This window comes from Streptomyces sp. NPDC001903, assembly GCF_042891345.1.
Taxonomy (GTDB): domain Bacteria; phylum Actinomycetota; class Actinomycetes; order Streptomycetales; family Streptomycetaceae; genus Streptomyces.
This window is the reverse complement of the sequence record NZ_JBIASZ010000005.1, coordinates 238060-249656: the sequence shown is the minus strand read 5'-3', so window position 1 is coordinate 249656 and position 11597 is coordinate 238060. Positions and strand designations below refer to the sequence as shown.

The following is an 11597-nucleotide window of genomic DNA, read 5'->3' as shown; positions in this document are numbered from 1 at the left end:
TTCGGCGCGCCGGGCTTTTTCTTCCCCCCCCTTTCACTGTCCGCCTCCCACGCCCTCCCGGCCTACCTCTCCCCCCCCCCCGCCCGGCGGCCCCCCCCCCCCGGGGGGGGGGGGCGGCGCCGGGGCCCCCCACCACCCTTCGCCTTCCGCACCCCCCTTCGCTCTCCGCACCACCCGTCGCCTCCCGGCCCACCCCGCCTCCCCGCGCCGACTGGAGAACCGCCCATGCGCCCCCGCCCCCGTATCGCTCCGTACGGTCCGCTCCTCACCCTGTTGCTGCTGGTCGCGGGCCTGCTCCTGCTGCCGGCCACGACGGCGACGGCCGCGGACAACGGCACCTGGGGGGTGTTCCCGACGCCCGCGGCCGGGGCCGCGATGACCGACCGCGCGTACTTCTTCCACCAGGGCTCGGCCGGGACCACGGTCAGCGACAGCGTGACCGTCCTGAACTCCTCCGACCGGGAGCTGACCTTCCAGATCTTCGCCACCGACGCCGTGAACACCCCGGCCGGCGGCGCCTTCGCGCTGCTGCCGGCGGAGCAGAAGCCCAAGGACGTGGGCACGTGGATCGCGCTGGCGCCGGGGACGGCGAACACGGTGACCGTCCCGCCCAAGGGCCGCAAGGACATCCCGTTCACGGTGAAGGTTCCCGAGAACGCCACGCCCGGCGACCACGTCGGCGGGATCGTCGCCCTCAACACCGCGGTGGAGGGCATCCGGCAGGAGGGGAAGGTCCAGGTCGGGGTGAAGCGGCAGGTCGGCTCGCGGCTGTACTTCCGGGTGCCGGGACCGGTGACGCCGGGGCTGAGCGTGGAGGACGTGAAGGTCAGCCGGTCCGCGCCGCTGCTGCCCTGGGTCAAGGACGCCCGCGCCACGGTCTCGTACACGCTGGTCAACCGGGGCAACGTGGTCGTCGAGCCCAAGGTCGCGGTGTCCGCGGAGGGATTGTTCGGCCGTACGGTGCTGGACCGGCCGGCCCGCGAGCTGAAGCTGGTGCTGCTGCCCGGCCAGCGGATCGAGCTCACCGAGCCCTGGGCGGACGCACCGCAGTCGGACTGGGTGACCGTACGGATCTCGGCCGGGGCGACGGCCTATCCGGACCTCGCCTCAGCCTCCGAGGCGGAGTTCGTCGCCGTGCCGTGGCCCGCCCTCGGCGCGCTGCTGGTACTGGCGGGCGCCGCCCTCACCTTCCTGGCCCTGCGGCGCCGCCGCCGGGCCCCCGTGGAACAGGACGATCCCGCCCCCGACCTGGCGGCGACGCACTGACGGGACGGGCGAGGGCGGCCCCGGCGGCGGACCCGGCGGCGACCGGTGTCCGCTCCCCGCTCCCCACTCCGCCCCGCCCCGCCCCGAACGCACGCTCGCCTCCCGCGTGAGGGTGCGGGAGGCGAGCAGGTGGTGGTGCCGGTCAGCCGGTCAGTGGTTGCGGGGGAAGCCCAGGTCCACGCCCACCGGCGCCTCGGACGGGTCCGGCCAGCGGGTCGTGACGACCTTGCCGCGGGTGTAGAAGTGGATGCCGTCGTTGCCGTAGATGTGGTGGTCGCCGAAGAGCGAGTCCTTCCAGCCCCCGAAGGAGTGGTAGCCCACCGGCACCGGGATCGGCACGTTGACGCCGACCATGCCCGCCTCGATCTCCAGCTGGAAGCGGCGGGCCGCCCCGCCGTCACGGGTGAAGATCGCCGTGCCGTTTCCGAACGGCGAGGCGTTGATCAGCGCCACGCCCTCCTCGTAGGTCTCGGCGCGCAGCACGCACAGCACCGGCCCGAAGATCTCGTCGCGGTACGCGTCGGAGTCGGTCTTGACGTTGTCCAGCAGCGACAGGCCGATCCAGTGGCCCTTCTCGAACCCGCCGACCGTGTAGCCGGTACCGTCCAGGACCACGTCCGCGCCCTGGTCGGCCGCGCCCTTCACGTACGAAGCGACCTTGTCGCGGTGGGCGGCCGTGATCAGCGGGCCCATCTCGGAGGTCGGGTCGTTGCCGGGGCCGATCTTGATCTTCTCGGCGCGCTCGCGGATCTTCTCCACCAGCGCGTCACCGATCGATCCGACGGCGACGACCGCGGAGATCGCCATGCAGCGCTCGCCGGCCGAGCCGTACGCGGCCGAGACCGCCGCGTCGGCGGCCGCGTCCAGGTCGGCGTCCGGCAGCACCAGCATGTGATTCTTGGCGCCGCCCAGCGCCTGGACCCGCTTGCCGTTCGCGGAAGCGGTGGTGTGGATGTGACGGGCGATCGGCGTCGAGCCGACGAAGGAGACGGCGGCGATGCCCGGGTGGGCGAGCAGCGCGTCGACGGCGACCTTGTCACCGTGGACGACGTTGAGCACACCGTCCGGCAGGCCGGCCTCGGAGGCCAGCTCGGCCAGCTTGTTGGCGGCCGACGGGTCCTTCTCGCTCGGCTTGAGGATGAAGGTGTTGCCGCAGGCCACGGCCAGCGGGAACATCCACATCGGCACCATCGCCGGGAAGTTGAACGGGGTGATGCCCGCGACCACGCCCAGCGGCTGGCGGATCGAGGAGACGTCGACCCGGTTCGAGACGGAGGTCGACAGCTCGCCCTTGAGCTGCGTGGTGATCCCGCAGGCCAGCTCGACGATCTCCAGGCCGCGCGCCACCTCGCCCAGCGCGTCCGAGTGGACCTTGCCGTGCTCGGCGGTGATCAGCTCGGCGATGGCGTCGCGGTTGGCGTCCAGCAGGGCGCGGTAGGCGAAGAGCACCTTGGTGCGGGCGGCCAGCGAGGACTGGCCCCAGCTCTGGAACGCCTCACGGGCGACGCGTACCGCAGCGTCGACCTCGTCGGCGGACGCGAGCGCGACCTGCGTGGTGACCTCGCCGGTGGCCGGGTCGGTGACCGGGCCGTAGTTGCCCGACGCGCCCTCGACGGTCTTGCCACCGATCCAGTGGTTGACGGTCTTCATGCCTTTTGCTCCTTCACAGATGGCGACGTCGCTGCGCGGCTTGCCGGTCGTACTCTTCGCGGGCCGCGGCCGCGGATTTCCGTGTCGCGGTCTCGGCCACAGGAACATCCCACCACGCCTGTGCCGGGGGCGGGCCCGACACAGTGTCGGGTGTTCGGGTCTGTGCGTAGACACATGTGGGACGGTCCGCCGCACGCGCCTCGGCGAGGGCTTTCCGCAGGTCACCGATGGTGCGGGTGCGGATCACGGCCATCCCGAGGGAGGCCGCGTTGGCCGCGAGGTCCACCGGCAGCGGTGCGCCGGTGTACGAACCGTCGTCCGCCCGGAAGCGGTACGCGGTCCCGAAGCCCTCCGCTCCCACGGCCCCGGAGAGGCCGCCGATGGAGGCGTAACCGTGGTTGTCGAGGATCACCACCTTGATCGGAATCCCCTCCTGCACGGCCGTGACCAGCTCGGTCGGGTTCATCAGGTACGTCCCGTCTCCGACCAGCGCCCACACCGGGCGGCCGGGGGCCGCGAGCGCGACCCCGATCGCGGCCGGGATCTCGTAGCCCATGCAGGAGTACCCGTACTCCACGTGGTACTGGTCGGCCGAGCGGGCCCGCCACAGCTTGTGCAGGTCCCCGGGGAGGGAGCCGGCGGCGTTGATCAGGACGTCCTCGGCGCCGACGACCGCGTCGAGCAGCCCGAGCACCTGGGCCTGCGTCGGGGCGGCGTCCTCGTCGGCGGCCGCGTACGCCTGGTCGACCAGCAGCTCCCAGGCGCCTTTCTTCTCTTTGTACGCCGTCTCGTACCCGGGGTCCACGCGGTACCCGGCGACCGCGGCCCGGAGTTCTTCCAGGCCCGCTCGCGCATCGCAGACCACCGGCTGACCGGCGAGCTTGTGGGCGTCGTACGGGTCGAGGTTGAGCCCGAGGAAGCGGACGGCGGGGTTTTGGAACAGGGTCCCCGAGGCGGTGGTGAAGTCCGTGAGCCGGGTCCCGGCGGCGATGACCAGGTCGGCGCCCCGGGCCAGCTCGTCGGCGGTGGCCGTGCCGGTGTGCCCGATGCCGCCGACATCGGCGGGGTGGTCGTAGGGGAGCGCCCCTTTGCCCGCCTGCGTGGACGCGACCGGGATCCCGGTCGCCCCCGCGAACTCCGCGAGCGCGCTCTGGGCCGCGCTGTGCCGGATCCCGCCGCCGGCGATGATCAGCGGCCGAGCGGAGTCCCGTACGGCCGCCGCGGCCCGGGCGAGCTCGTCCCGGTCGGGCCGGGGCCTGCGTACGGCCCACACGCGCTCGGCGAAGAACTCGGGCGGCCACTCGTACGCCTCGGCCTGGACGTCCTGCGGCAGCGCCAGCGTGACCGCGCCGGTCTGCACGGGGTCGGTGAGCACCCGCATCGCCTGGAGGGCGGCCGGGATCAGGGCCTCGGGACGGGTGATCCGGTCGAAGTGGCGGGAGACGGGCCGGAGCGTGTCGTTGACGGAGACGTCACCCGCGTAGGGCACCTCCAACTGCTGGAGGACGGGATCGGCGGGCCGGGTGGCGAAGGTGTCGCCGGGCAGGAGGAGTACGGGGATCCGGTTGATGGTGGCGAGGGCGGCCCCGGTGACCAGGTTGGTGGCACCGGGCCCGATCGAGGTGGTGACGGCGTGGGCCGAGAGCCGCCCGCGCCGGCGGGCGTACCCGACGGCGGCGTGCACCATCGCCTGCTCGTTGCGCCCCTGGAGGAACGGCATCCGCTCCGGTCCGCTCTCCAGGAGGGCCTGCCCGATGCCGGCGACGTTCCCGTGCCCGAAGATCCCCCAGGTGGCGGCGATCAGCCGCTGCCTGTGCCCGTCGCGCTCGGTGTACTGGGCGGCCAGGAACCGTACGAGGGCCTGGGCGACGGTGAGCCTCACGGTGTCTCGTCCTCCGCTCGGTGGAAGGGCAGCCGGGGGTCGGTGTCCCGGCCGGTCCAGGTGTCCCGGATCCAGGCGTGGTCGGGATGGTCCCGGATCAGCCACTCGCGGGGCTGGCCCGGGGGCCCGGCCATGACGTTGAGGTAGTACATGTCGTGCCCGGGCGCGGCGATGGACGGCCCGTGCCAGCCGTCCGGGATGAGCACCGCGTCCCCGGTCCTCACCTCGGTGAGGATGTCGGTCTTCCCGGCGGGGGAGGGGGTGACACGCTGGTAGCCGAGGCCGGGCGTGTCGCCGTGCGGGGCGATTTCGAAGTAGTAGACCTCTTCGAGGCGGGACTCGTGGCCGGGGTGGTACTCGTCGTGCTTGTGCGGCGGGTACGAGGACCAGTTCCCGCCGGGGGTGAGCACCTCGACGGCGATGAGCCGGTCGCAGTCGAAGACCTCGGCGGCGGCGAAGTTGTTGACCTGGCGCGTGCAGTGGCTGGCTCCGCGGATCTCCACGGGGACGTCCCGGGCGGCCCCGTACCGGGCGGGCAGCACCTTCTCGCACCGCGCCCCGACGAGCGCGAACCGCCCTCCGGCGGCGGAGGCGATCTCCGCCGCCCCGTCCCGGGGGAGGTAGGCGAAGTCACTCACGCCGCTGAACACACCGTCCCGCCCGCCGAGTTCGAACACGGGACCGGGTGGCCCTGCGGGACTTTCCCCCTCCCCGCCGTTCTCCCGTTCACCGGGCTCCGCCCGGGCCCGGTCCTCGAACGCCGGACGGGCCAAAGGCTCCGGCTCCGCGCAGCGGATCGTGCAGGCACCCGCGAGCGGGAGGACGATCCACTCCCGGTCCCCGCACGGGTGCGCGTACGCCTCCCCCGGCTCGAGCTCCAGCACCCGCAGCGCCGCGAACTCCATCTCGTGCGACACGGTCACCGTCACGTCTCCAGCACCTCCTCCACTTCCTTGGCGTACGGCATCGCCGTCGAGCAGGCCAGCCGCGAAGCCACGATCGCCCCCGCCGCGTTGGCGAAGCGGAGCACCCGCTCCAGAGCCCACCCCTCGAGCAGCCCGTGGCACAGCGCTCCCCCGAACGCGTCCCCGGCCCCCAGTCCGTTCACCACGTCCACCGGCACCGGCGGGGCCTCCACCACCGTTCCGTCCCGGCGCATCGCCAGTACCCCCTCCGGGCCGCGCTTCACCACCGCCAGTTCCACCCCCGCCGCCAGCAGCGCCCGCGCCGCGGCCCGCGGTTCGGACTCGCCGGTCGCGATCGCGCACTCCTGTACGTTGCCGACCGCCACCGTGGCGAAGCCGAGCGCCCGCGCATACGCCTCCCCCGGGTCGCCCGGGTCCCCCGACTCCCCCTCCCACAGCATCGGCCTCCAGTCGAGGTCGAACACCGTGATCCCCGACTTCGAGCGCGCCTCCAGCGCGGCGAGGGTCGCGGACCGGCTCGGCTCCACGCTCAGGCCCGTCCCCGTCATCCAGAACACCCGCGCGGCCCGTACCGCCGCCAGGTCCAGCTCGCCCGGCTCGATCTCCAGGTCAGGGGCCTTCGGCAGCCGGTAGAAGTACAGCGGAAAGTCGTCCGGCGGGAAGATCTCGCAGAAGGTCAGCGGGGTCGGATACCGCGCCACCTCCCCCACCCACCGGTCGTCGACCCCGAATCCGCGCAGCTCAGCCCGGAGATAGGCGCCGAAGGGGTCCGCTCCGGTCCGGGTGATCACCGCCACCCGCCGTCCCAGCCGGGCCGCCGCGACGGCGACGTTGGTGGGCGAGCCGCCCAGGAACTTCCCGAAGGTGTCCGCTTCCGCCAGCGGTACACCCGTTGTCAGCGGGTAGAGATCCACCCCGATCCGCCCCATGGTGATCACGTCGAACGCGACATCGTCCGCGGTCGTCACAGGCAGTCCTCCCACTCGTCTCGCACCCTAAGGTGGCCGTCATGACGTCCTCCCCACCCGCGTTGACCCGTATCCGCGTCGGTTCGGCTCCGGACTCCTGGGGTGTCTGGTTCCCCGACGATCCGCTCCAGACCCCGTGGGAGCGGTTCCTCGACGAGGTCGCCGACTCCGGGTACGAGTGGATCGAGCTCGGCCCCTACGGCTACCTCCCCACCGACCCGGCCCGCCTCGCCGAGGAGACCTCCGCACGGGGCCTGCGCGTCAGCGCAGGCACCGTCTTCACCGGACTCCATCACGGGCCCGCGGTCTGGGAGCAGACCTGGGAGCACGTGTCGCGGATCGCGGCGCTCACCCAGGCCATGGGCGCGGGCCATCTCGTCGTCATCCCCTCCTTCTGGCGCGACGACAAGACCGGCAAGATGCTGGAGGACCGCACGCTCACCCCGGAGCAATGGCGTGAACTGACCACGCAGACCGAGCGGCTGGGCCGCGAGGTGCGGGACCGGTACGGGCTGCGGATCGTCGTCCACCCGCACGCCGACACGCACATCGACACCCCTTCGAACGTGGCCCGCTTCCTGGACGCCACCGACCCGGACCTGGTCTCCCTGTGCCTGGACACCGGGCACTACGCCTACTGCGGCGGCGACAGCGTCCAGGCCGTCGAGACCTTCGCCGAGCGGATCGGCTACCTCCACCTCAAGCAGGTCGACCCGCGGATCCTCGCGGAAGTCCGGGCGGAGGAGCTGCCCTTCGGACCGGCCGTGGCCCGCGGGGTGATGTGCGAACCTCCGGCGGGGGTGCCCGCGCTGGAGCCCGTCCTCGCGGCCGCCCAGCGGCTCGGTGTGGACCTCTTCGCCATCGTGGAGCAGGACATGTACCCGTGCCCGCCCGACCGGCCGCTGCCGATCGCCCGCCGCACCCGCGCCTACCTGCGCTCCTGCGGCGCCCGCTGACTCCCCGGAGGGAACACGACATGAGCACGCTGGGCATCGCCGTCATCGGGACGGGGAAGATGGGCGCCGACCACGTCCGCCGGATCGGGCGGACGGTGGGCGGGGCCCGGGTGGTGGCCGTGGCCGATCCGGACGGGGACCGGGTGAAGGCGGTCGCGGCGGATCTGGACGGCGCGAGCGCGCACACGGATCCGGCGGCGGCGATAGCGGTGCCCGGAGTACAGGCCGTACTGATCGCCTCCCCGGGGCCCGCCCACGAGGAGGCGATCCTGCACGCCCTGGGGCGGGAGTTGCCGGTGCTGTGCGAGAAGCCGCTGACCCCGGATCCGGCGGGGGCGCTGCGGGTGATGGAGGCGGAGCAGCGGCTGGGCCGGCGCCTGGTGCAGGTGGGGTTCATGCGGCGGTTCGACGCCGAGTACGAGCGGCTGAAGGAGTTGCTGGACGCGGGCGGGATCGGCCGGCCGCTGTTCCTGCACTGCCGGCACCGCAATGCCTCCTCGCCCTCCTTCTTCACCAGCGACATGCTGATCACCGACTCCGTCGTGCACGAGGTCGACGCGGCGCGCTGGCTGCTCGGGCAGGAGATCACGGCGGTGTCCGTGCTCTCGCCGACTCCCAGCTCGGCGGCCCCCGAAGGGCTGCGCGATCCCCGGCTGGTCCTGCTGGAGACCGCGGGCGGGGCCATCGTCGACGTGGAGATCTTCGTCAACTGCGGCTTCGGCTACGAGGTCCGCTGCGAGGCGGTCGGCGAGTCCGGCAGCGCCCAGATCGGCGAGGGACAGTCGATGGTCGTCCGCTCCGCGGGCCGCAGCTCCGGTGAGATCGCCCAGGACTTCACCGTCCGCTTCGCCGACGCCTACGACCGCCAACTGCGGCGCTGGGTGGCGGCGGCCGCGCAGGGCCGGGTGGCCGGGCCCGACGCCTGGGACGGCTACGCGGCGGCCGCCGTCTCGGCGGCGGGACTCACCGCCGCGCACAGCGGCGTACGGACCCCCGTGGAGCTGGTGGAGCGCCCCGCCCTCTACCGCTGAACCCTCCCTCCCCTCCTCCCCGTTGTGCCGCATGTGTCACAGGCGTCGCCCTTGTGTCACGCATATCCCCATTACGCGGGTATTTCGTCACAGCCGGTCGACAAGGCCTCCCCCGCCTTCACCCTCTGTCGTTCTCCGGGCACAACCCGAGTGATCGTCACTGTCCACGCGTCGGCTCCCCCGACGGCCTCCCGGCCGGCCCCGCCTCGTGGACAAGGAGGTGTCGTGGATGAGCGACCGACAGCTGTGGTCGTACAAGGAGATCGCCGCCCATATCCGGGTCCAGCCGGACACGGTGCGCTCGTACCGCAAGCACGGACTGCTCCCCGCTCCCGACCTCGTGGAAAGCGGGAAGCCCTACTGGTACGCCGACACGATCCGCACCTGGGTGGCCCGCCGCCCCGGCAACCGGGGCCGCCGCGAGGACTGACCCCCGGCGGCGGCCCCGGCGCCGGACGCGGCCGCCGGGGCCCGGCCCCGCGCGGTCAGTCGGCCCCGCGGGGCGGCCGCCGCCGCGGGCGGCGTCTAGCGGCTGCCCGCCGGTATCCGGTCCGGCTCCGGTGCCTTCCCCGGCACCTCCCCTGCCACCTGCGGCGCGGCCGTCGGCGCGGACTCCCCCTCGCTCAGGCCGAACCTCTCGTGCAGCCGCCGCAGCGGGCCCGGTGCCCACCAGGTGGCCTTCCCCGTCAGCTTCATCACCGCCGGGACCAGCAGGCTCCGTACGACCAGGGCGTCCATCAGCACGGCCAACGCGATCCCGAGCCCGAGCATCTTGGTGTTGGTCACCCGGGAGCTGCCGATGGCCACCATCACCACCGCCAGGATCACGGCCGCCGCGGTGATCAGCCCGCCCGTGCGGACCAGCCCGGTGCGCACCGCCCCCTCGTGGTCCCCGGTCCGCTCGTACTCCTCCTTGATGCGGGATATGAGGAACACCCCGTAGTCCATGGAGAGTCCGAAGGCGATGCAGAACATCAGCACGGGCAGGGTGGTCTCGATGTCCCCGGTCGAGGTGAAGGAGAGCAATCCGGAGAGGTGGCCGTCCTGGAAGACCCACACCACCGCCCCGAACATCGCCGTCAGGCTCAGCGCGTTGAGCAGGACCGCCTGGACGGGGATCAGCACGCTCCCGGTGAGCAGGAAGACCAGCAGCAGCGTCGCCAGGACCACCAGGGCCAGCGCGGCCGGCAGTTTCTGCGCTATCGCGTTCCGGGCGTCGACGAGGACGGCCGCCTGTCCGGTGACCGCGGTGTCGAAGGGGGCGTCCACCTCGCGCACCACACCGACGAGGTCCTGGGCCTGCTGCCCCACCGGCTCGCCGTCGGTGACCACCGAGAAGTACGCGTAACCCGGCCGGGCCCCGGAGCTGACCGGCCCGTCCACCCGGACCCCGGGCAGGGCCGCGAGCCGCTCCCGGTAGGCGGCGAGGTCGGCGGGACCGGCCGCGCCCTCGGCCAGCACGGTCAGCCCGGCCCCGGGGCTGCCCGGGAAGCCGTCGCGGATCTGCTGCTGGACCAGGTGGGAGGTGGCCGTCTCCGGTAGCTGCCGGTCGTCCACGCTGCCGAACTTCACCCCGAGGAAGGGCAGCCCGAGGAGCAGCAGCCCGGCCGTGGTGGCGATGGCGAAGACCGGGGCCCGGCGCATCACCAGCGCGGTCGCCCGCGCCCAGCCCCGCCCGGCCTCGCCGCCGGCGGCGGCCGCGCCCGGCGTCCCGGCGCCCGCCCCGGGCCGGCGGCGCCGCCACATCCGCCGCAGGTCGAGGGAGTTGACCCGCTCCCCGAGGAGCACCAGCGCCGCCGGCAGCAGGACGAGGGCCGCGGCCGCCGCGAGCAGGACCACCGCGACCCCGGCGTAGGCGAAGGAGCGCAGGAAGTACATCGGGAAGAACAGCATCGCCGAGAGCGAGACGGCCACGGTCAGCGCCGAGAACAGCACCGTGCGCCCCGCGGTGCGCAGGGTGGCCCCCACGGCCGCCGCCGGATCCCGCCCGGCGGCGAGCTCCTCGCGGAACCTCCGGACGATGAACAGGGCGTAGTCGATGGCGAGGCCGAGGCCGAGCGCGGTGGTCAGGTTCTGGGCGAAGACGGAGACGTCCGTGAACTCGGTGAGGCCGCGCAGCACGGCATTGGTGCCGAGGATGGCGACGATGCCCACGCCCAGCGGCAGCAGTGCGGCCACGGCGCTGCCGAAGACGAGGACGAGCAGGACCAGGGTCACCGGCAGGGCGATCACCTCGGCGCGCAGCAGGTCCTCCTGGATGGTGGTGGTCACCTCGCGCTGGACGGCGACCGGCCCCCCGAGGGAGACGCTCACCGGCCCGTGCTCACCCCGGTAGCGCGGGGCGATCTTCTCCAGCACGGCGGCGCGGGTCTTCTCGTCGCCCAGCACCCGGGCGGCGATCAGGGCCTGCCGGCCGTCCTCGGAGCGCAGGGCGGGCAGGTGCGTGCGCCAGTACGAGCCGACCCCGGCCACCCCCTGCTCGGAGGCGAGTTGGGCGGTCAGCCGCTCGGCTTCGGCGGCGACGGCGGGATCGTCCACCCCGGCCGCTCCCGCTGCGGCGGCGTCCACCAGCAGGAGCAGGTTGGGCTGGGAGCCCGGGAACTCGCGCTCCAGCACCTTGGCGGCGTAGGTGGACCGGGCGTCCGGGTCCTCCCAGCCGCCGCTGCCCATCCGGTCGGCGACGCCACCGCCCGCGAGGACGGCCAGGGCCGTGACCACGAGGGCGAGCAGCAGCGAGAGCCGCGGCCGGGCCGTGACGATCCGGGTCCACCGGCCGCTCTCCCCTGGCGACGGCGGTTTTTTGACTTCGGACATGACTCGGTGTCCCCTTCACCGTGATTGCCAGACGACTTACGCTGGCAAACACGAGCAGTCGCTCGCGTTTTCCAAGAATGCGAGCGACCTCTCGCATTTGTCAA

General features: G+C 73.2%; 9 protein-coding genes. 4 read left to right on the top strand and 5 right to left on the bottom strand.

Annotation, left to right across the window (positions count from 1 at the left end; translation table 11 throughout):
• Positions 1 to 225 precede the first annotated feature (225 nt).
• Complete coding sequence (locus ACFYZS_RS13660) at positions 226 to 1266, top strand: WxL protein peptidoglycan domain-containing protein (protein WP_389010826.1); 1041 nt, start codon at positions 226 to 228, stop codon at positions 1264 to 1266.
• 150 nt (positions 1267 to 1416) lie between these two features.
• Here the strand turns inward: ACFYZS_RS13660 and ACFYZS_RS13655 are convergent, their stop codons facing one another.
• The 4 genes from ACFYZS_RS13655 to iolC are packed head-to-tail and all read right to left on the bottom strand — an operon-like array spanning position 1417 to position 6653.
• Positions 1417 to 2916, bottom strand: a complete 1500-nt coding sequence (locus ACFYZS_RS13655; RefSeq protein ID WP_389010823.1) for a CoA-acylating methylmalonate-semialdehyde dehydrogenase — start codon at positions 2914 to 2916, stop codon at positions 1417 to 1419.
• A gap of 13 nt (positions 2917 to 2929) precedes the next feature.
• Positions 2930 to 4798, bottom strand: coding sequence for a 3D-(3,5/4)-trihydroxycyclohexane-1,2-dione acylhydrolase (decyclizing) (gene iolD / locus ACFYZS_RS13650; RefSeq protein ID WP_389010820.1), 1869 nt, complete (start codon positions 4796 to 4798; stop codon positions 2930 to 2932).
• The gene (iolB, locus tag ACFYZS_RS13645) at positions 4795 to 5703 is read right to left on the bottom strand and encodes a 5-deoxy-glucuronate isomerase (RefSeq protein ID WP_389011652.1); all 909 of its coding nucleotides are present in this window, start codon (positions 5701 to 5703) and stop codon (positions 4795 to 4797) included. Before iolB ends, iolD begins: the two co-directional genes overlap by 4 nt.
• A 20-nt stretch (positions 5704 to 5723) precedes the next feature.
• On the bottom strand, positions 5724 to 6653 hold the full coding sequence (iolC, locus tag ACFYZS_RS13640; RefSeq protein WP_389011649.1) for a 5-dehydro-2-deoxygluconokinase: 930 nt from the start codon (positions 6651 to 6653) through the stop codon (positions 5724 to 5726).
• A gap of 80 nt (positions 6654 to 6733) precedes the next feature.
• Between iolC and ACFYZS_RS13635 the strand changes: the two genes are divergently transcribed.
• The 3 genes from ACFYZS_RS13635 (at position 6734) to ACFYZS_RS13625 (ending at position 9109) form a co-directional block, all read left to right on the top strand.
• Positions 6734 to 7648, top strand: a complete 915-nt coding sequence (locus ACFYZS_RS13635; protein ID WP_389010817.1) for a sugar phosphate isomerase/epimerase family protein — start codon at positions 6734 to 6736, stop codon at positions 7646 to 7648.
• Positions 7649 to 7668: 20 nt separating this feature from the next.
• Complete coding sequence (locus ACFYZS_RS13630) at positions 7669 to 8679, top strand: Gfo/Idh/MocA family protein (RefSeq protein ID WP_389010814.1); 1011 nt, start codon at positions 7669 to 7671, stop codon at positions 8677 to 8679.
• A 229-nt stretch (positions 8680 to 8908) separates the two neighbouring features.
• The gene (locus ACFYZS_RS13625; protein ID WP_389010811.1) at positions 8909 to 9109 is read left to right on the top strand and encodes a helix-turn-helix transcriptional regulator; all 201 of its coding nucleotides are present in this window, start codon (positions 8909 to 8911) and stop codon (positions 9107 to 9109) included.
• Between the two features lie 95 nt (positions 9110 to 9204).
• Here the strand turns inward: ACFYZS_RS13625 and ACFYZS_RS13620 are convergent, their stop codons facing one another.
• A complete protein-coding gene (locus ACFYZS_RS13620; RefSeq protein ID WP_389010808.1) occupies positions 9205 to 11493 on the bottom strand; it encodes an MMPL family transporter in 2289 nt (762 codons plus the stop codon).
• Positions 11494 to 11597 lie beyond the last annotated feature (104 nt).

Bases quoted from the DNA above. Each gene is read 5' to 3' on its own strand.
- ACFYZS_RS13625 (WP_389010811.1), top strand. From the start codon at position 8,909: ATGAGCGACCGACAGCTGTGGTCGTACAAGGAGATCGCCGCCCATATC.
- ACFYZS_RS13660 (WP_389010826.1), top strand. From the start codon at position 226: ATGCGCCCCCGCCCCCGTATCGCTCCGTACGGTCCGCTCCTCACCCTG.
- ACFYZS_RS13630 (WP_389010814.1), top strand. From the start codon at position 7,669: ATGAGCACGCTGGGCATCGCCGTCATCGGGACGGGGAAGATGGGCGCC.
- ACFYZS_RS13620 (WP_389010808.1), bottom strand. From the start codon at position 11,493: ATGTCCGAAGTCAAAAAACCGCCGTCGCCAGGGGAGAGCGGCCGGTGG.
- ACFYZS_RS13635 (WP_389010817.1), top strand. From the start codon at position 6,734: ATGACGTCCTCCCCACCCGCGTTGACCCGTATCCGCGTCGGTTCGGCT.
- iolB (WP_389011652.1), bottom strand. From the start codon at position 5,703: ATGGAGTTCGCGGCGCTGCGGGTGCTGGAGCTCGAGCCGGGGGAGGCG.
- iolC (WP_389011649.1), bottom strand. From the start codon at position 6,653: ATGGGGCGGATCGGGGTGGATCTCTACCCGCTGACAACGGGTGTACCG.
- ACFYZS_RS13655 (WP_389010823.1), bottom strand. From the start codon at position 2,916: ATGAAGACCGTCAACCACTGGATCGGTGGCAAGACCGTCGAGGGCGCG.